Annotated in this window: 16 protein-coding genes; 12 read left to right on the top strand and 4 right to left on the bottom strand. The window is 32.3% G+C overall.

Going from position 1 to position 20002, the window contains the following annotated elements; all coding sequences use genetic code 11:
• Window positions 1–55 precede the first annotated feature (55 nt).
• Window positions 56–286 (top strand): helix-turn-helix domain-containing protein, encoded by a 231-nt coding sequence (locus tag Q4500_RS10435; RefSeq protein ID WP_303599608.1) that lies wholly within the window; start codon window positions 56–58, stop codon window positions 284–286.
• A 168-nt stretch (window positions 287–454) separates the two neighbouring features.
• Window positions 455–1018: a tyrosine-type recombinase/integrase gene (locus Q4500_RS10430; RefSeq protein ID WP_303599607.1), complete on the top strand. Its 564-nt coding sequence runs from the start codon at window positions 455–457 to the stop codon at window positions 1016–1018.
• A gap of 16 nt (window positions 1019–1034) precedes the next feature.
• Here Q4500_RS10430 and Q4500_RS10425 read toward each other — a convergent pair whose 3' ends face one another.
• Window positions 1035–4406: a TM0106 family RecB-like putative nuclease gene (locus Q4500_RS10425; protein ID WP_303599606.1), complete on the bottom strand. Its 3372-nt coding sequence runs from the start codon at window positions 4404–4406 to the stop codon at window positions 1035–1037.
• A 328-nt stretch (window positions 4407–4734) separates the two neighbouring features.
• Between Q4500_RS10425 and Q4500_RS10420 the strand changes: the two genes are divergently transcribed.
• From Q4500_RS10420 to Q4500_RS10375, 10 genes are all read left to right on the top strand, one after another.
• The gene (locus Q4500_RS10420) at window positions 4735–4929 is read left to right on the top strand and encodes a helix-turn-helix domain-containing protein (RefSeq protein WP_109651623.1); all 195 of its coding nucleotides are present in this window, start codon (window positions 4735–4737) and stop codon (window positions 4927–4929) included.
• A gap of 1 nt (window position 4930) precedes the next feature.
• A complete protein-coding gene (locus Q4500_RS10415) occupies window positions 4931–7726 on the top strand; it encodes a DEAD/DEAH box helicase family protein (protein WP_303599605.1) in 2796 nt (931 codons plus the stop codon).
• A 1-nt stretch (window position 7727) separates the two neighbouring features.
• Window positions 7728–9308: a type I restriction-modification system subunit M gene (locus Q4500_RS10410; protein ID WP_303599604.1), complete on the top strand. Its 1581-nt coding sequence runs from the start codon at window positions 7728–7730 to the stop codon at window positions 9306–9308.
• Complete coding sequence (locus Q4500_RS10405; RefSeq protein ID WP_303599603.1) at window positions 9305–10753, top strand: restriction endonuclease subunit S; 1449 nt, start codon at window positions 9305–9307, stop codon at window positions 10751–10753. Before Q4500_RS10410 ends, Q4500_RS10405 begins: the two co-directional genes overlap by 4 nt.
• Complete coding sequence (locus Q4500_RS10400) at window positions 10750–12501, top strand: restriction system-associated AAA family ATPase (RefSeq protein WP_303599602.1); 1752 nt, start codon at window positions 10750–10752, stop codon at window positions 12499–12501. Before Q4500_RS10405 ends, Q4500_RS10400 begins: the two co-directional genes overlap by 4 nt.
• On the top strand, window positions 12498–13625 hold the full coding sequence (locus tag Q4500_RS10395) for a hypothetical protein (protein WP_303599601.1): 1128 nt from the start codon (window positions 12498–12500) through the stop codon (window positions 13623–13625). The genes Q4500_RS10400 and Q4500_RS10395 overlap by 4 nt, the downstream gene beginning before the upstream one ends.
• Before the next feature lie 36 nt (window positions 13626–13661).
• Window positions 13662–15851 carry an AAA family ATPase gene (locus Q4500_RS10390; protein WP_303599600.1) on the top strand — a complete coding sequence of 730 codons (2190 nt, stop codon included), beginning with the start codon at window positions 13662–13664 and terminating at the stop codon, window positions 15849–15851.
• 1 nt (window position 15852) lies between these two features.
• On the top strand, window positions 15853–17148 hold the full coding sequence (locus tag Q4500_RS10385; RefSeq protein ID WP_303599599.1) for a restriction endonuclease: 1296 nt from the start codon (window positions 15853–15855) through the stop codon (window positions 17146–17148).
• A 126-nt stretch (window positions 17149–17274) separates the two neighbouring features.
• On the top strand, window positions 17275–17475 hold the full coding sequence (locus Q4500_RS10380; protein WP_303599598.1) for a hypothetical protein: 201 nt from the start codon (window positions 17275–17277) through the stop codon (window positions 17473–17475).
• 66 nt (window positions 17476–17541) lie between these two features.
• Window positions 17542–17745 (top strand): MbcA/ParS/Xre antitoxin family protein, encoded by a 204-nt coding sequence (locus Q4500_RS10375; protein WP_303599597.1) that lies wholly within the window; start codon window positions 17542–17544, stop codon window positions 17743–17745.
• Window positions 17746–18261: 516 nt separating this feature from the next.
• Here the strand turns inward: Q4500_RS10375 and Q4500_RS10370 are convergent.
• The 3 genes from Q4500_RS10370 to Q4500_RS10360 all read right to left on the bottom strand — a co-directional run bounded on the left by Q4500_RS10370 (window position 18262) and on the right by Q4500_RS10360 (window position 19557).
• Window positions 18262–18570, bottom strand: a complete 309-nt coding sequence (locus Q4500_RS10370; protein WP_303599596.1) for a hypothetical protein — start codon at window positions 18568–18570, stop codon at window positions 18262–18264.
• Window positions 18571–18740: 170 nt separating this feature from the next.
• Window positions 18741–19178, bottom strand: coding sequence for a hypothetical protein (locus Q4500_RS10365; RefSeq protein WP_303599595.1), 438 nt, complete (start codon window positions 19176–19178; stop codon window positions 18741–18743).
• A gap of 184 nt (window positions 19179–19362) precedes the next feature.
• A complete protein-coding gene (locus Q4500_RS10360; protein ID WP_073244563.1) occupies window positions 19363–19557 on the bottom strand; it encodes a cold-shock protein in 195 nt (64 codons plus the stop codon).
• Window positions 19558–20002 lie beyond the last annotated feature (445 nt).

The raw sequence follows: 20002 nt of genomic DNA, 5'->3' as shown, positions 1-20002 counted from the left end.
TAATGACATATATGTCATTATAAATATCCTAAATTCTTAAGACTTTTCAAACTATATGGGAGGTCATTTTAGAAACGATAAACTACTACAACAGATTTCAACTCAATTGAAACTTCTTCGTGAGAAAAAAGGATTAACTCAAGAAGATGTATATAATGACACAGGCGTACATATCTCTCGTATAGAAACAAGTAAGGTCAATATTACTGTAAGCACATTAGATATTTTATGTACATATTTTGACATTTCTATATCTAGCTTTTTTAGTAATTGCCAAAAAACTTAATTTAAGCCATATACCAACAAAAGAAATAAACTTTCGCATATACGCCCGTAATTGAAAAAACTCTTTACAAAATCTGTATTTTGTAAAGAGTTTTGAAATTTAAGCTTATATTACATTGGGATTACCAAATAATAAAAAATATCTACCAACGGGCGAAATGTAAAGAGTATGAAAAATGTAACTGCCGATGCACATGAAAGGACCAAAGACTATTTGAGTGACTCAGAAATGAGGTTACTTCTTCAAGCTTCAAAAAAGACCCGATATCCAAAAAGGAATTACATTTTGTTACTTATGATTTATCGACATGGATTAAGAGTAAGTGAAGCTGTAAACTTGAAAAAATCAGATGTAAATTTAAAGGAGTCTAGAGTTTGGATAAATAGGTTGAAAAACGGACTTTCTGTAGAGCATCCAATTTCAGGTGACGAACTAAGAGCAATAAAACGATATTTAAACTCTAGAAAAGATAATCTACCCTGGTTGTTTGTAAATGAACGAGGATTACCATTAACTAGACAAGCTGTAAATTACATTACAACATCAGTAGGGGAGAAGGCAGATTTACCAAGTGTTCACCCCCATACTTTAAGGCATTCTTGCGGTTTTTATTTGGCTAACAAAGGCTACGATTTAAGATTAATACAAGATTACTTAGGGCATAGAGACCCTAAGCATACTGCGCATTACACTAGAGTAGTTAGTAGTAGGTTTGAAAAACTTTGGGGCTAATTTTATAAGTATTAAATTATTTTTGGATGGTTTTCTTTGAAAGCTCTTTAAATCTACAAAATGCATTTGCCAATTTTATTTGATATGGGTTTTTACACTCAACTTCAAAAATAGATGGGTTCGCTACCATAATAAAACATGTTCGAGCCCTAGAAACTGCTACATTAAATCGATTTGGGCTAAATAGAAAATCCATTCCACGAGGGGCATCTTCCATGCTAGATGTTGCAACTGAAAAAATAATCACTGGAGCTTCCTGACCTTGAAACTTATCTACAGTACCAACTTCCATATTTGGTAGGTGTTTTTTAATAGCTTGAACTTGTGCATTATAAGGTGTAATTATTTTTATATCAGCCGATTTCAATATAGCTTCTTCATTCCTTTCATTAATAAAAGTAACTTCTCCGTTTGTCAGGTGTGATACAATTTCGATTACCTTCTCAACCTCTTCCGAAGATGAATTAATATTTCCATCATGTTCAACTTCTTCAAGATACATTCCCGCTCCGGCATACCGTGAGCCTATTATTTGCTGTGCATCAAGATGTTTTTTTGATTTTAATTTACTCTCATAAAAGAGTTCAGATACGAAAGTGTTGATTGATGAATGCATGCGCCAGGTTTCTGCCAAGAATACTCCTTGATCATCAGAAATAGTTTTTTCGCCCTGTAATACATTTTCAAGCGCAGATACCTCTGTACCGTCTGGATGCACACCTTGCTGTGGCTGTTTTAGCTGTTGTGGATCCCCTAACAAAACAAGATTGAAGCAGCTATGAGAAACAGCTAATGTATCAATCAAAGATAATTGACCTGCTTCATCAACAATAAGATAATCCACACTGTTTTGATAAGTTGGTTTGCTCCACATGAAAGATGTTCCAGCTATAACGTCAAAATTGCCAATTGCTTTTTGGATAGGACTTTCATCTTTGACCAATGTCCATGGTCTACTTTCTTCAGAATCCATTTTAACTTTTTGCATCATTTTAATACTGATACCTTCCTCTTGAGCTGCATCCCATATTTTGGATAGCAAGTTTGAGATGACCTTGTGACTAAGAGCTGTAACACCAATCTTCTTACCATTTTTAATCAATCTAACAACAAGGTGGCTTCCAGTAAAACTTTTGCCGGTACCTGGAGGACCTTGAACAGGCAGATAACTATGGTCTAGCTTAGATGCAAAATCATATGTTTTTTCAATAAGTTCTTCAAAATGTGTTCTAGCTTCAATTATGCTCTGAGGACTATTCATCAGCAATTGCCTAGCTGCCCGGTATGTCTCATCATCGCAATCCATTCCATTATCAACTACCCATTCTGCAAGTTTTATAATAGATTCTTCTTTTACACTAGAATTAACGCTTTCCAAACTGATGACCGACATTGGGTGCGGTAAATCAATTTTAGATGGACCTTTTTTAATTCTGAGTATACCTGCTTCAACATCAATCTCATGAATAGCACCTATTTTATTATTTTCTTGGTCCTCTAAGGCTTGACCTTGACGCAAATCACATTCTTGTGGCGGAAACTTATATTCATCTACGACACTTCTTTTTTCAGGCTTTCGATTGCCTGAAAATTCAAGAAATGAAATCGCTTTACGCTCTTCTAAAAGTTGGTCTTCAGGTAATTCTTTCAAACGGAAAAACTCCCACCAAAATGACTTCATTTCTCTGCGATACCAATCTAGCATATGAGCCAGTATATATCTAGCCTGCTCAATTTCATTTCGTTCTGCTCTTATTGTGGGTATACTGTAAAGTAAAGAATTCATAATAGGTTCTATCCGTTCTTGATGCGCAGTAACATTATCACTCGCAGCTCCATCATCATCCTCTGGTCTTGGTATGTCTTCACCTTTTTCTATAAGACCTATACGTATATTCTCCAACCATATCTGAAGTAGCGTTAGTGATTGGCAATCATCTTGGTTGTAAAGCTGAACGGCATCTTTCGTTTCCTCTGTTAATTTATCAATGTTATTTGTTTGTAAAAGAAGTTCTAATTGTGATTTATGACTTGATAGCTGTCGCAAATCCATCTTACGTTTATAACCAAAAAACACTTCCAAATCTTTAATCGAGTACTTCTCTACACTTGCTCGTACTGACTGACGAACAATAGTATAGAGATCAACAAATGTGTGTGATCTTAAAAAGATATCAATCTCAGTTTCGCGCGATGCATACTTACCCATTAATCTTTTAAAAGCAGTGACTTCGTAAGGTGCATAATGATAAATATGAAGTGAAGGATCTTCTTGTTTCTGTTTGAAAGCAAAGTCAATAAATTGCTCAAAAATCTCTTTCTCTTCTTTTTCATATTTAGCCCAAAGAGCATGATATTCATCTTTATATACGTAGCCAATCATATACTCAAGTCCATCTGGCTCAACCATTCTATCTCCTTCAAAATCGAGGTAAATATCATTTGCAGAGGGTTTTGGCAATTTGTTCAATCCTTTGCCTTCTTCAATATCTAAGGTTTCGTAGATGGGTTCATTTCCATTTTGCCTACTCGTATTTTGTAGACGTGCCTGTTCTCGAAGTTTGTTATAAGTTTCCTTTACGCCTTTTGAGGGATTAAAAGGTACAGGCAGATTTAAATTGGCTAGTTTTTCAAGGGTATTAACATCATTTAGTTTTAATTCTTTTGCTTGGGAAGTTCCTAATCCTGCAACGAAAGTCAAATGATCATCTTTTCTTCTAACCGTATTACAATTTTTCCACCATTTACAAATATCGCAATGACTTACAGGGTTAGGGTAGGTAACTTCATCTTTTAGAATTGCATCTTCAAGGTTTCGTTTAACCAATCTTATGTATGCAGCATATTCATCATATCGATATCGCTCTTCTCCTTCAGGCTTGATTACACCCATATACTCTGGGGTCAGACCTTGTATTTTAGCTACACGTTCAGAGTAGAGACCTATTTGCAGTATTGTACCGACTTTAGTTTCGTTCGCTAATTTGGTATCCCAAACTTCATACGACCAATTACCAAGAGTACTGGGTCTGTCAACCTTTTTTAAAAAATCAGCCCAGCCGCTCCATTTACTATCTTCTTTTAACCTTGCCTGATAAATTACATCTACACCTTTTTGCATAGCTTCAATGGTGTGCTTCTCCGCATGTAGATCATCAACACTAATTTCTACAACAGATTTTCCTTGGTTCTTAAGCTCAAGCAGGTAATCTTCTTCAAAATTAAGCCCTTTTTCTTGTAACATTTGAAGGACACGATTCGTATATATTTCTGGATCTGAAATTTCTCCTCTAACATGCTGCTTGTTTAGCTGAGTAAGGTGTTTACAACTGCTATGAGAAGATAAATCGGAGGCGCTATAAGTAATTTGGTCGTTCTTATATTTCATAAAAGCAATTTAGATTCTTGAGTGTTTTGAAAACATTAGAGTAATTTAAGAGTATCATTTCGAACAACTTTACGGTTATCCGTAAAGTTGTTCGAAATGTTTTCAATACATTCGAAATACTATATAGAAATTGTTGTGTTTCATTTAGAAAAAAAGATTATCACTTAGGCTGTATTTAAGATTACTTGGTTTAATAGAGATTCTAAAAATAGATTACTATATGTTCGTTAACGGTTTCGAATACTATGAAGATGATTTCTTTTTATCTCAAAATATGATATATAACCAGTTAATAATGCTATTTTTATTTTTGAAAATCCTATAAATAATGAATCGCATTAAAGAGGTACTTGAAGAGAAAGGGATTAAGCAAGTTTGGCTGTCGGAAAAGTTAAGCAAGAGCTATAACATGGTCAATTCTTATGTTCAAAATAGGAGACAACCAAGCTTAGAAATACTTAATGAAATTGCTGATATTTTAAATGTGGATATTAAAGATTTAATTGTCTCAAATAAGAATTGATATGAATGAGGCAAAAACAAGAAAGGACTTAATCGATAAGCAGCTTCAACAAGCGGGGTGGAATATTACTGACCAAACGCAAGTTGGTATTGAATACAATATAAATGTTGGTTTACCTGAGGGTGTTAATGAACCTCAAACACCTTATCAAGGATATCAATATTCAGATTATGTTTTATACGGTAAAGATGGAAAAGTTCTTGCGGTAGTTGAGGCAAAGAAAACTTCTGTGAACGCTGAAATAGGAAGAGAACAAGCGAAACAGTATTGTCAAAATATTCAAAGTGAATCTGGTGGTGAATTACCTTTTTGTTTTTACACTAACGGACATGAAATATACTATTGGGATTTAGGAAACTATCCACCTAAAAAAGTTATTGGTTTTCCAACAAGAGACGATCTTGAACGATACTCCTATATCAGAAGAAATAGAAAACCTTTAGCTCAAGAGTTAATAAACACGGACATAGCAGGGCGTGATTATCAAATTCATGCTATCCGTTCTGTAATGGAAGGCATAGAAAAAAAGAGACAGAAGTTTCTTTTAGTCATGGCAACAGGAACTGGAAAAACAAGAACTACAATTGCTATGGTAGATGCTCTTATGAGATCTGGATGGGCAGAGAGAGTTCTATTCTTGGTTGACAGAATAGCATTAAGGAACCAAGCTTTAGAAGCTTTTAAAGAATTTCTTCCAAATGAACCTAGATGGCCAAAGGTTGGAGAAAAAGAAATAGCTAAGGATAGAAGGATTTATACATCTACTTATCCTACGATGCTAAACATTATTAGGGATGAAGAATATTCTTTGTCTCCTCACTTTTTTGATTTAATCGTAATTGACGAAAGTCATAGATCTATTTACAACACTTATCAGGAAGTTCTAGATTATTTTAACACAACAACACTTGGTCTAACAGCAACTCCTACAGATGTTATAGACCACAATACATTCAAGCTTTTTGAATGTGAAGACGGCTTACCTTCTTTCGCATATTCTTATGAGGAAGCTGTAAACAATATCCCTCCATACCTATGTGATTTTCAGGTAATGAAGATTAAAACTAAGTTTCAAGAGGATGGAATTAGTAAACGAACAATAAGTCTAGAAGATCAGAAAAACTTGATTCTTCAAGGAAAGGAAGTTGCCGAAATAAATTTTGAAGGAACAGATTTAGAAAAGTCAGTAATCAACAAAGGAACCAACGTTACCATTGTTAAAGAATTCATGGAAGAATCCATAAAAGATCCTAATGGAGTGCTTCCTGGTAAAACAATTTTCTTCTGTTCTACAAAAGCTCACGCAAGAAGAGTTGAAAAGATTTTTGATTCACTATACCCTGAATATACAGGAGAATTAGCAAAAGTAATTGTGTCTGACGATCCACGTGTCTATGGTAAAGGTGGTTTACTTCATCAATTTACACATAACGATATGCCAAGAGTTGCTGTAAGTGTAGACATGCTCGACACAGGGATTGATGTACGTGAATTGGTAAATCTTGTTTTTGTAAAACCAGTTTATTCCTATACCAAATTCTGGCAGATGATTGGAAGAGGAACGAGACTTCTCGAACCAACCAAGATGAAACCTTGGTGTGCCGAAAAAGATGCTTTCCTAATCTTAGATTGCTGGGATAATTTTGAATACTTCAAACTAAATCCAAAAGGAAAAGAACTTAAAGGTCAAATCCCTTTACCTGTTCGTTTTGTTGGAATTAGAATTGACAAAATTGAAACAGCTCTTGAAAAGGAAGAACCTGATATTGCTCAAAAGGAAATTGAAAAATTAAGAATTCAAATCTCAGAATTGCCCAAAAAATCGGTTGTTATTCAAGATTCAAAACCAGATTTAGCAAAAGTCGAAGATGAAGCTTTTTGGAATCATTTAACACCTGAAAAGATTGAGTTTTTAAGTCATACCATAAAACCACTTTTCAGAACCATTTCCCAATCGGATTTCAAATCCATGCGATTCAATAAAGATGTTTTGGAAATATCCCTTGCACATTTATCAGAAGAGACAGAGAAATACGACACTTTAAAAGAGAATATAATTACTGTGGTTAGTGAATTACCTATGTCCATAAACATAGTCGCAAAGTATGAGAAATACATCAAAAAGGTTTTGACAAACAATTTCTGGTCTACGGTTCTAGATGAAGGGTTTGATGAGTTAGCCGAAACTTTGTCTCCTTTAATTAAATACAGAGAGCAAAAAGGACCTCTTGACGGACCTTCAAAGTTGAATTTGCAAGATGTAATTCAAACAAAAGAAATGGTTGAATTTGGACCAAAGAATGAAGCGGTAAGTATTTCAAAATATCGTGAAATGGTTGAAGCCAAAATTGCAGAGTTAATCGAAAAGAATCCAATTCTTCAAAAGATTAAGTCTGGTGAACAGGTTACTGATAGTGAAGCGGAACAACTGGCAGAAGAGCTTCATGAAGAAGATCCACATATCACGGAGCAATTATTACGTAAAGTTTACAACCATCAAAAGGCTAAATTTATTCAGTTCATTAAGCATATTCTAGGTATAGAAATTTTGGAAAGTTTTGATGCAGAGGTTAGCAGACTGGTTCAAGCATTTATTAAAGAACACAGCAATTTGTCTACCCGACAGATTGAGTTCTTGAACTTATTAAAAGATTACATTATTGAAAGAGGAGAAATTGAAAAACGAGATTTAATCTCATCTCCATTTACGATTATTCATCCAAAAGGAATTCGTGGTGTATTCACTCCTTCTGAGATAAAAGAAATATTAGCATTAACAGAAAAATTCGCAGCATAGCATGAGTTTACTAAGTAACAATTCGCAAATAAAATCAAAAATAGACGACCTCTGGAACAAGTTCTGGAGTGGTGGGATTTCAAATCCACTTACTGCTATTGAGCAAATCACCTATTTGCTTTTTATGAAAAAGTTAGATGAAAACGACTTAGAATCATTAGCCAATGCTGAATTTACTGGTGATGATTTTAAATCTATGTTTTCAGGCACTTTTTATCTGACTTCAGAAGATAAAGAGAAAAAACAAAACGGTATTGATAAGCAAAAGTTAAGATGGAGTGAATTCAAGCGAATGCCATCAGATGAAATGCTTAACCATATTCAGCGTTTTGTCTTTCCGTTTTTAAAACAACTGGACAAGGAAGACTCTCCTTTTACAAAGCATATGGCAAATGCTGTTTTTATCATTCCAAAACCTTCTCTACTTCTAGAAGCTATAAAAAGCATAGACGAGATCTATGAGGAGATGGAAAAAGATGCTAATGAAAAAGGTCAAGATTTTCAAGACATACAAGGTGATGTATATGAAATGTTATTGAGTGAAATAGCCGCTGCTGGTAAAAATGGACAATTTCGAACACCTAGACATATCATAAAATTATTGGTGGAATTGGTGAATCCAAAGTTGGGTCAAAAAGTGGCTGATCCTGCTTGTGGAACAGGCGGATTCCTATTAGGTGCATATCAGTATATGGTAACTCAATTAGATAAGGATAAAGCTCACAAAGAGCCTGATGAAGATGGATTTATTAGAAGCAGTAGAAGTGCCCTTTTAACGAAAGATGTTAAAGGAATTCTAGATGATAGCCTCCAAGGTTATGACATCGATCAGACCATGGTTCGTTTGGGTTTAATGAACTTAATGATGCATGGCATTGAAAGCCCAAAAGTAGATTACAAAGACACTTTGAGTAAAGGTTATCATGAGACTGCAGAATATGATATTGTATTGGCAAACCCTCCCTTTACTGGCAGTATTGATAAAGGAGATATAAATGAAGAGTTAAACCTAAAAACAACAAAAACGGAACTGCTTTTCATTGAACGTATCTACAACATGCTTAAAATGGGAGGAACAGCTGGTATTATTATCCCACAAGGTGTTTTATTCAGTGCTGGTAAAGCCTTTCAAGATGCCCGTAAGTTAATGATTGAAAATTCCCAATTAAAAGCGGTGATTAGTATGCCTAGTGGAGTTTTCAAACCCTATGCAGGAGTTAGCACTGCTCTATTAGTTTTCACAAAAGGAGGAGAAACTGATAAAGTTTGGTTCTGTGATTTAAAATCAGATGGCTATACATTAGATGATAAGAGAACCAAATTGAAAGACTCTGGAGATTTGCAAAATATAATATCCAATTACAAATTAAAATCAGACGACCCTAATAGAAAACAAGACTTCTTTCTTGTATCAAAAGAAGAGCTTGTAGCCGAGGATTATGACCTGTCCTTTTCTAGGTACAAAAAAGAAAGCTATATAGAACCGAAATACGCTCCATTGAGCGAAACAATAAGTAAAATCGAGAAGCTTGAAAGGGAGATTCAGAAAGACATAGAAAACCTAAAGAGTGTTGTGTTATGAAAGAGGTTTTATTATCGGAGTTAATAAAAGAGGTTAAAGGCAGGAACAAAAGTCTGTCTAATAAAAATGTTTATTCTGTTACTAATTCTGAAGGTTTTATTAGATCCGATGAATATTTTGATAAGCAAGTATTTAGTAAAGACTTATCAAATTACAAGTTGGTTAGACATAACCAGTTTGCGTACAATCCATCAAGAATTAATGTAGGGTCCATAGATTACCTAAGTATTGATGACGAAGTTATAATTAGTCCCTTATATGTGGTATTCGAATGTAAAGCTAATTTGTACCCGCCATTCTTGAAATACTTTTTGAAAAGCCCATTAGGCTTAATCAGAATAATGGCAAATACAAAAGGAGCCGTCAGACAAACTCTTTCTTATAAAAGCCTATGTAAAATAAAACTTCCTTTACTCACTATTGAGGAGCAAATGAAAATCGTTAAAACCCTAAATGATTGTAATTCTTTAATTAAAAAAAAGAATCAAATATTAGACTTATGGAACAGCTACGAGGCTTCTACCTTTTATGAAATGTTCGGAAGCATACATTCTAACATTTTAAACTTCCAAGTTGTTAATATTTCAGATGTTAGCATCGAAATAAAAGATGGGCCTCACGTTTCCCCAAAATATAGTGATAAAGGCATCCCTATTTTGTCAACACGGAATATACGTCCGGGAAAGCTAATCCTAGAAAAGATGAGATACGTCTCAGAAGAATCGTATAATGACCTAACAAAACGTTTCAGACCTCAAAAAAATGATGTTTTATTAACTAAAGGAGGAACCACAGGATACGCCAAATTAGTTGATTTTGATTGGGATTTCTGTATTTGGGTGCATATTGCAGCAATCAGACCAGCCAATAATATCAATCCAATATATTTGGAGTATTTCTTCAACTCTAATTATGGGTATTATCAATCTCAAAAATTAACCCGAGGAGTCGCGAATAAAGATCTTGGACTTAAACGGATAGCAAAAATGAAAATTTTGCTACCTCCATTAGAGCTACAAAATAGATTTGCAAAAATAATACTTAATGTTAAAGATCTAAAAAATAAGTCTGAAAAAAGCCTGATAGAATTGCAGTACACGTACGACAGTATCAGTCAAAAAGCCTTCAAGGGAGAATTAGACTTATGTAAAGTGGACATTTCTCAAATTGAAGAATCATTAAGGCCTTCAACAATCTCTGAAGAGGTAAATAACAAAAAAGCATCAGAGCCAATAACTATAGAGAAACTTGAGCAAATAATTAAAAGCCGGTTTGAATATCAAGAATTTTCTATATCCCAAATTGAAGAGATTTTGGGTAAACAAGATATTGATTATAATACTTCGTTGGTAAAAAGCTTTATAAAGGAACTTTTATCCCAAGAAAAAATTAGAACAGAATATAGCGGATCAACTCACCAAGTAATTTTCAAGAACAACAAATGAAACTAAAGCGAATAAAATTACTTTCCACCTTTCGTGGTTTGCCTGCTGGTTTTGAAATTAACTTTAATCGCTCTTTAATTGCAAACGAGCAGATTGAGCCTATTTGTTTTGTTGGATTAAATGGATCAGGGAAATCGAATGCTTTAGAAGTGGTTGGAGAGATGTTTTATTATCTCGAGAATTTTAATCGTTCGTCAAAGAAGGATTTAGATAATTTTAAAACCCTTTTCGGGTTTGAATTAGATTATTATCTCCCAAAACTCACTCTAGCAGGTGCTGGTTTCACTTGGGATGAGTTAGGTGACCTTACTTTTAATGACCTAGATCAAAACCAACTAATTCATGTTTCTAAGCCAGTTAATGAACTTCCTACAGTGAACCTATCATTCAATGATAAAGAAATTGAAATAAAGGATTTTTACAACTACGGCTTAAGTAAAGTATTACCAAAACATATAATTGGTTATTCTTCTGGTTTAAACGAATTGATTAGCAATCCTTTCGTAAAACTGAATTTCGAATACTATGAAGATTTAAAAAGAAAAAAGAATAAGGCTGTTGAATCAAAGTTAGAAATGAATCGATTTCAATTCTTGGATTACAATGTTTCAAAGCTGATAACTGTTTCTAATTTTATATTTGATATAGAACTCTCCCAAATAGGAGATACAAAGAATTTAGATATATTAAAAAAAGAGATTGAGGTAAAAGAATTGAATGAATTTTCTATTCATTTATCATTAAAAAAAATTAATACGATTCATAGACAAAAAGCTCGCTACATAGAACGCGAAGACAATACTAACCTAAAAAGATTATTAAAAGACGAAATTGAAGAATTAGAAAACTTAGAAGGTTATGCACCAAATGAATTAATAACAGCAATTAAGGCTTTTATGGATATTGATCCTTTTTTTGAAATTTCAAAGAGGACTAACAAAATATATCATTTTTTAAATCTGTCGTTCAATTTTAAAATGAATAATGCTTCGTTAAAAGGCTTCAGAGAAAAATTCAATTCTGCAGATAATCTATTCAGGGCGTTATATTTTTTTCAAACACTTAATATTGAAAAGATTAGTAGAAACATTGGAAAAACAGTTAAATCGGCAAAAGCAGGCACAAATGAAAGCCTTTCTGATTTAATACCTAAATATGAAATTGAAAAGCAGCTTTTTCATTTAGGCAATATTTCGTTTAAAAAAGAAGGTGTCGAAAATCCTATACACTACAAGCATTTATCGGATGGTGAACATCAGTTATTACAGATTTTAGGAAGCATTATTCTTTTAGACAGTACAAGTAGCTTATTTCTATTAGATGAACCGGAAACACATTTTAATCCTGAATGGAAATCAAAGTTTATTTGGTTAATAAATGAGTGTATGAAAGCAAACACTACGGAAAACAATCGTGAACAAGAAATTGTAATAACCACACATTCACCATTTATGATTTCAGACTCTAAAAAGAGAAATGTAGTTTGGTTAAAATCAGAAAAGAAAGACGGTCCGGAGGAAGTTTTAATTAATACTTACGGTACTTCCGTAAACAATCTTACCAATGAATTTTTCGGAAAGCAACGTCAGATTGCTGACTTATCTTGGAACGATATGTTGGAAGATTTAAAATCTGACAACATAAATGATTTAAATGATGCTTTATCAAAGTACGGGGATTCTCATGAAAAAGCAATGATACTTCAAAAATTGAATAAGCTAATTATTGAAAAAGATAAAGGAGAATGATTTATACTTTAAAATATATTTCACATCCCATGGAGAGGGTAAATCAAGTCGTTTATGAATTTCTAAAAAACTCAATTCCTGCTTGTGCATATTCTAGAAATTTATTTCCTGAATGGTTTCGAGATGTTATGGCGAATTCCAGAGCTCAAGCAGGAAACAAAAGCTTTGAGGATAGATTTATTGATTTGCATACGGAATACCAAAAACTTACCATAGTTAATCGTCAGTCTTTATTTGATTCCTTTGAGGCAGGTCTAGATATTAGAAGTCTTTGTAATGAAAAGACAAAGCCTGTAATTCTATCACAAGATTATGCTGAAGAGCTGCATACAGCACTAAAAGCGGTTCTTAAAGATCATTTTTATGGCACAGCACTAGCAACGAATAAAACCATTCAAGATAAACTTGGAACTACTTTAAGAAATCATTATACCACTTTTAAAACTTTAAATAATTCTGGACGTGTTTGTCCATTCTGTGGTTTGCATGAATATGCTCTAATAGATGGAGAAGCTAAAGATGATTATGACCATTGGTTGTATAAATCTAAGTACCCATTATATGCTGTAAATTTTTCCAATTTGGTGCCTATGTGTGATAAATGTAACCAAGGTGGTGTAAAAGGAACTGCTGATGTTCTTCACAATGATGATGGTACTAGAAGAGAATCGTTCTATCCATATGAATCAAATCAGGGAGTAATTTTATCAGTAAATAATTTTTCTGATGTTGGTTCTCTTTCTGATGAAGAAAAGGAAAAATATCCTTACGGTTATTATAAACTTGATGTAGTGCAACAAGATTTAACTGAGGCTGAAAAAGTGGAAACATGGAAATCAGTATTTAAAATTGAGACACGGTTTAACAGCTACTTAAGCTCACACAATAAACAAGTGAAAGATGACTTTCATGAGGATTATTTACCAGACCATCCTGAGATTAAATTAAGCAATAATATAACCACCTTAAGAGTAATTGTAAATGCCTTTAGAAATCAATTGGGAAATCCTAGAAGAAAGACTGGAGTATTAATAAACAAAGCCTACCTTGAATTTATATGTGCTGTTGGAAATGAGTATATGCTTTATACCTTTTGTAATATAAATTTAGCGCAGGCAATATAAAAGAAATTAAAATCCAGTAAAGCTATACGATTAAAAATGAAACTAATAGGATTAATAAAAAAGATTGAAGTTTGGAGTGAGTGGGTAAACGCTTATAAAGAATATGTTCCAAAATTTATAGTAGAAGCTTCAACCAAGGAGAATTGGGAAGATTGGGATTCTGAAGTGTTTTTTGAATTCTTTGAGAAATCGAATAATCAATGTGTATCTTCTTTAAAACAAGGGTATTTTACAAAAGAGGAACAATCTAAAATAAAAAATAATTGGGCAGAACTAGGTCCTTTGCTGAAAATTATTGCAGATAACCAAGATGAACCTCAATGGGAGACATACGAACAAGTTAAAAATTTCATTAGAAATTTTACAGCACAAGATAGAAGAGCTGCTACGTATAGGGTAATTGCTGGGCTACAACCAAATAATTTATCCACAATTGTTAAGGATGATAGCCTTAAAGAACTTTTTTACTACATCCATAATAACATTGAAGAAGAGCTTCCTGAATATCAAAACAATTGGTTCAAGGATAGTCATGTTATAAATAGCTTTTATAAAGAACATAATCCATCTCGAAATTTTATGGATTTAATTTCTTATCCCTGGCAGACCTTCGAATATTTCAAGAACCCAAATAGCATAGGCGAGAATTCCACTACTAATGAATCATCTTCAAGCATGAAACAATATATAGATTTACTTCATCATAAAAAGCAAATTATACTTCAAGGTCCTCCAGGAACAGGTAAGACTAGATTGGCAAAATTAATTGCCGAAGTAATAACTAAAGATAATAGTCAGGTAAAAGATGAGACAAATTCTGATTCATTTCTATTCTTATCAGATTCTTACATCAGAGAGCAACTTAAAAATGTAAGACAGATTCCTAGCTCATCAGGTAGAAAAAGTTACGGTATTTCAAATGTACAGAGCGATAGATGCACCGTTACACTTGATTCTGGAAGCACTTATGATATTCCATACGCTGGTATTAAAAGAGCTTATAATGAAAAATTATGGCTTGGAGGACAAAAAAACGGCTTTGATTCTTATGACGCAGCCATAGCTAAACATCTCTATAAAAATAAGGATATTGAGCAACCTATTGTTGCAAAAAAGAAAATAGCAGATTATTATAAGATTATTCAATTCCATCCATCTTATACATATGAAGATTTTGTCAGAGGAATAACTGTAGAGAACAACGAGGCTGGGAAAATAGAGTACAAAACAGAGAATAGAATTTTAGCAGATTATGCCTTCAAAGCTCTGAAAAATTATAATGATTTTTATAAAGACGAAACCACCTTTTCTAAAGAGGTATTGTTGGAAGAATACTTCAGCTTATTTGTCGATAAGATTAACGAAGAAATAGAAAATAATGAAGGTTTCTATAGATTAACAAAAAGTGTTGGTTTAATTAACACAGACGAAGATGCTTTCAGATATAAAAGTCCAGCAGCTGGTTGGAATCAAAGAGGGGATAGAATGCTTTTCAATGATATTAAAAAAGCATTTTTAGATGGTAATGTAGAAAGACAAGATTTGAAGAGAAATGAAAATTTATCGGGTCTTGCGAAACAACACGCAAGTTATTTTGTGAGAGTACTAAATTTATTTCAACAATTTCTAAAAGATGAAAACTTAACCTTCAATGATCATGAAATACAAAAAGACCCCTTAAACAACTACGTCTTAATCATAGATGAAATTAACAGGGCAAACTTATCTAGCGTGTTAGGTGAACTAATCTACGCATTAGAGTATAGGGGCGAAGCTGTAGATAGCATGTATGGAATTAAAGGAGATAGAAAAATAACACTGCCGCCTAATCTTTTTATTATTGGTACTATGAATACTGCAGATAGGAGTGTAGGTCAAATAGATTATGCTATTAGACGACGTTTTGCATTTGTAGAAGTATTACCAGAAATATTGACTGAAACCGAATTAAACGTAAATAGAAAAGAGGGGGATCCAGAATTATTTTTTAAAGAGGATGTATTTTTAAAAGTAAAATCCTTGTTTTTAGATGATAATTATGAAAAATCTAAACACTTATCCGATGAGTTTGAAGCGAAAGACGTTCAATTAGGTCATAGCTATTTTATATATACTGAAAATAATTTCAATTATAATTTAAACTATGAGATTAAGCCTATTTTGAGAGAATATGTTACTGACGGTTTATTGAAAATTAGTGCATTACCTATAATTGAAAATTTATAACATGATTGTTGTAAATGAGCACTACGGTTATAATTATGAAAACTCTTTACTTGAATTAAGTGAAGAGCAAAAGGTAATGTTGCAACAACAAAACTTTTCACAACACTTTCAGCGTTCAAAAAACACCAATGAGCTTTGTTTTGATATTCAGTTTAATGAAGAAGATGAAGTCTATAGATTAAATTCAAGTTACATAGTAGGTGTAAACTGGATTGTAAAAGGCAAATTACCAATTTACATCAAGCCAAAGTTAAATAATGATATCTCGGAGGTAAACTATTTATTAATGCTTTTTGAGGCTTTAAAAGAGACCGAAAACATAAAGCATTTAGATAATTTATATTCCATAGACTTTAATGCACCTTTAATCCAAATTGAACAGCAACAAGATATACTGAGTCCTTTGCTGATTTTAGAGTTCTTAACTATTTTAAAACAGATTGTAAAAAAAGGGCTTAAAAAATCGTATTACGATGTTACTCAGAACTTAAATACAAGGGTAAAAGGTAAAGTTTTAGTAAATGCTTCTGTAAAAAAGAATCATACAAAAAGTAAAATGCATTTTAACTACTGTAAATATCAGGAGTTTGGTTATAATTCTATTGAAAATAGACTTTTAAAAAGAACTCTAGAATTTGCTAAAGCTGTAATTTCAAATCATAAAACCTTATCTACAGAAAGCGTCAAATATCTTATTAACTATATAAGTCCCGCTTTTACCAATGTGTCCTCTGAAATTAGCTTAAAGGAAGTCACTAATCTGAAACACAACCCCTTTTTTAAAGAGTATAAATCTGCTGTTCAAATTTCTAAAATTATTTTAAAACGATTCTCTTATAATATATCTCAAGTAAGTGAAACCAAGTATAAAACGCCACCTTTTTGGATAGATATGCCCAAGCTTTTTGAATTGTATTTATTTAAAAAGTTGAAAGAAGTATTTCCATTAAGGAATGAAGTAATCTATCATAAGAAGTTTCATTCATTAGAACCAGATATATTGTTGAATTCTAAGTGTGGTAATTTTAAAGTTGTTATTGACGCCAAATATAAACCCAGGTATGAAGAAGGTAAAATTTCTCATAAAGACGCCGCACAAGTAAGTGGTTATGGCAGATTAAAATCCATTAGAAAAGAATTAAAAATTGAAAATGATAATTTGCTTACAGATACGCTTATCATTTATACAAGTAATAATTCCAAGAATAGTGACATAGTTATAGATGAACTTTTATCACAAGAGGATAAACGATATCTCAAACTTTATAAATATTCAATACAGATACCGGTAATGTAATTTTTTTTTAAATTAGTAGGAGGGAAGTGCTTCTTGATTTGAATATTACATACAGTCAATATTTTCCTCATTATTAATTAGCAGTTGGCAAATTAATTTCTGAATATTTAAATTGAAGAAAGGACTATGGACAATCAACCAAAATTAGACTTAAAAAAAGTAAAAATTTGGTTTGAATCTTTACCAGAAAAAAGAAAATTCGAGATACATCAAGCTACTAGAATGACTTATCACTCGTGTTCAATAGAAGGAAATTCTTTAACTGAGAATGACACATTTAATTTAATTGTTCAAGAACTTTATAAGCAAGAAGTTATTAAAACTTAATTAGTTTAATACAATTTATTTTAGTGTATTAATTGTTAAAGATCAATTCATTAACTTTAAGTGAATATGAATAATATAAACTTTGAAATACAAAAGCTAAATAAATTTGGAAATGAGGTATTTGGAGATAATACCAATTTTGAAAAATGGTTAAACTCTAAATCTATTACCTTAGGCAATGTAGAGCCAAAATCTTTTTTGAAGACATTTGAAGGTATCCAATTAGTAAAAGATGAACTTGGACGAATTGAACATGGAATTATTTCATGAAAATTATTTTCAGGTTTAGTACATATTAATTGTATTGAGAAAATTTTACTTTTAAGAGTAATAAAAAATCACAAATTTATTTAAAATCTATATTTCAAAATCACATTTTCACAGAAAATTCACAAAACAAATAAACCTAAAATACTATATATCAATAACTTAATAATATTTTTATGAAAAATAGTTTAGATTTTAAATAATGTCGGTTTAGATTTTAATTGAAGTTTGACATATTAGTTTAATGACCCAAGTTCCAATTATTCTTATTAAAACGAATGCTTCTGGGATATTTTACATAATACTACATTATAGCTATCAAATGGATAAACCACTCTTATTAACTAAACGATACATTTGTACTATAATTTATATTATGTAAAATAGAATTTTAAATACCCCACTAATTTTAACATACTTCAATGCTTTTAATATCTAAATACCAATCTATTTTCAAAAACTATAGACACAAAAAAACCGCTCATTTCTGAGCGGTTTTTCTAAATATATACGGTTTGTTTATCTGTTTAACACATACTTTGCCACTTCTAGTTCTAGGGCGTAACATTCTTCTATTTGGCGCTCTATATCGTCTATACTTTCCATAATAGAAATATCGTTCATTTTTAATACTTCTAACAATGCATCGGTATTATCAGCAGTACGACTTATGTTACCTTTTAAGCTTTCTTTTTTCTGAAAGCGACTATGGGTTTGCGGTTCATATAAATAAGATTCCATCTTCAATAACAATTCTTCGACCGATTTTCTTTTTCTTTCCAATTCGGATAAAACAGCTACTTTTTGGGAACTCAATGAAATTTTCATAAACCAATTATTTTATTGAATTAACGTGTCATTTTACAATTGATTGTGTTAAAAAATGAATTTTCCTCAAAAATTAGACCTAATACACAAAAAACCATATATAGCTCTTAAATAAAAAAACCGCTCATTGCTGAACGGTTTCATATGTACTATATGAAAAGTAATTTCTTTTAGAAAAGTCCTTTCGCCTTATCAAGTAAGCTGCCGGCATCGCCACCAACTAAACCGCTAAGACTTTCTAAGCTGAAAGCGGAATCTGAAGCTTCGTTCGATACGAACTTCTCTTTAAGGCTATCTACTAGACCTGGTGCAACATTACTAGCTTCTGCCTGAGCATCTGCAGCATTCATACCTTTGCTCTCTAGTATTTCAGCTAGTTTGCCTTTTAAGTTTTCAACAATACCACTGTCTTCAGTTGCATTACCGTCATTTGAAAATAAGCTTGTTACCGCACTTAAATCTCCCGCACCTACTTTCTCCATAAGGCTGTTGATAAGTGAAGATGCTCCTTCTTCTGCAGCTCCGCTAGTTGCTTCAGAATTTAAAGAATTCGCGCTCATTGTTTCTTGCAATTTTTCAATTGCCATTTGCTTTAATTGTTCTAACATTTGTGTTTAAAATTTATAGTTAATAATGGTATAATTCATTTTTGAACAAAGTGTTACAAGATTGTAAAGACCTTGAATACACGAGGTTGATTATAGACATTTTATAGGCTCGGCTGTCTACACGCCGCATTTGGATAATGCTCCAAAAAAGAAAGTCCGTCATTGCTGACGGACTTTCTGAAGTTTAATCTATAACTTTTACGTTAACTGCGTTTAATCCTTTTTTCCCTTGGGTTAGTTCGAATTCAACTTCATCGCCTTCGCGAATCTCATCAACTAATCCTGAAATGTGAACGAAATGTTCTTCGTTTGAACCTTCTTCTGTAATAAATCCGAAGCCTTTAGCATCGTTGAAGAATTTTACTGTTCCTGTACTCATAAATGTAATATAATTTGATATTAATAATTACTAGATGAGATGCAACTATGATGCCAAAAATTGAAATTTATATAAATTTTATTTTTTAGTACCATCTTCATATGAATTAATGCATGTAGCAGATTGAATAAAATACTTGCCACCCTAACCCTACTAGAACAACCATTTTACAAGGAATTTCAAAAAAATTAGGATCACATAAATAAATGCTTTATTTTAGTATCGTAAAATAAATAGTGTGACAACAAAGCCAAATTTTGTTCTTCTTTCTGAAAACAACACCTACTACGTAGAATACCTTATTGGGCATCTTGTTCTAGCGAACAGTATTACCGAAGCCGTTATTTTTGATTCGCAATCTCATGCTATAAAGTTTCAAAAATACCTGTACAAAAATTGCAGCGTCCGTTTTTCGGTGAACACCTTTATTGCATAACTGCTTTAC

Source organism: Maribacter sp. 1_MG-2023 (assembly GCF_030547005.1).
Taxonomy (GTDB): domain Bacteria; phylum Bacteroidota; class Bacteroidia; order Flavobacteriales; family Flavobacteriaceae; genus Maribacter.
The sequence above is the reverse complement of the archived record's forward strand: the minus strand, read 5'-3'. Positions and strand labels throughout refer to the sequence as shown.

Bases quoted from the DNA above. Each gene is read 5' to 3' on its own strand.
- Q4500_RS10420 (WP_109651623.1), top strand. From the start codon at position 4,735: ATGAATCGCATTAAAGAGGTACTTGAAGAGAAAGGGATTAAGCAAGTT.
- Q4500_RS10380 (WP_303599598.1), top strand. From the start codon at position 17,275: ATGGACAATCAACCAAAATTAGACTTAAAAAAAGTAAAAATTTGGTTT.
- Q4500_RS10360 (WP_073244563.1), bottom strand. From the start codon at position 19,557: ATGAGTACAGGAACAGTAAAATTCTTCAACGATGCTAAAGGCTTCGGA.
- Q4500_RS10425 (WP_303599606.1), bottom strand. From the start codon at position 4,406: ATGAAATATAAGAACGACCAAATTACTTATAGCGCCTCCGATTTATCT.
- Q4500_RS10410 (WP_303599604.1), top strand. From the start codon at position 7,728: ATGAGTTTACTAAGTAACAATTCGCAAATAAAATCAAAAATAGACGAC.
- Q4500_RS10385 (WP_303599599.1), top strand. From the start codon at position 15,853: ATGATTGTTGTAAATGAGCACTACGGTTATAATTATGAAAACTCTTTA.
- Q4500_RS10365 (WP_303599595.1), bottom strand. From the start codon at position 19,178: ATGTTAGAACAATTAAAGCAAATGGCAATTGAAAAATTGCAAGAAACA.
- Q4500_RS10405 (WP_303599603.1), top strand. From the start codon at position 9,305: ATGAAAGAGGTTTTATTATCGGAGTTAATAAAAGAGGTTAAAGGCAGG.
- Q4500_RS10400 (WP_303599602.1), top strand. From the start codon at position 10,750: ATGAAACTAAAGCGAATAAAATTACTTTCCACCTTTCGTGGTTTGCCT.
- Q4500_RS10370 (WP_303599596.1), bottom strand. From the start codon at position 18,570: ATGAAAATTTCATTGAGTTCCCAAAAAGTAGCTGTTTTATCCGAATTG.
- Q4500_RS10390 (WP_303599600.1), top strand. From the start codon at position 13,662: ATGAAACTAATAGGATTAATAAAAAAGATTGAAGTTTGGAGTGAGTGG.
- Q4500_RS10415 (WP_303599605.1), top strand. From the start codon at position 4,931: ATGAATGAGGCAAAAACAAGAAAGGACTTAATCGATAAGCAGCTTCAA.
- Q4500_RS10430 (WP_303599607.1), top strand. From the start codon at position 455: ATGAAAAATGTAACTGCCGATGCACATGAAAGGACCAAAGACTATTTG.
- Q4500_RS10375 (WP_303599597.1), top strand. From the start codon at position 17,542: ATGAATAATATAAACTTTGAAATACAAAAGCTAAATAAATTTGGAAAT.
- Q4500_RS10395 (WP_303599601.1), top strand. From the start codon at position 12,498: ATGATTTATACTTTAAAATATATTTCACATCCCATGGAGAGGGTAAAT.
- Q4500_RS10435 (WP_303599608.1), top strand. From the start codon at position 56: ATGGGAGGTCATTTTAGAAACGATAAACTACTACAACAGATTTCAACT.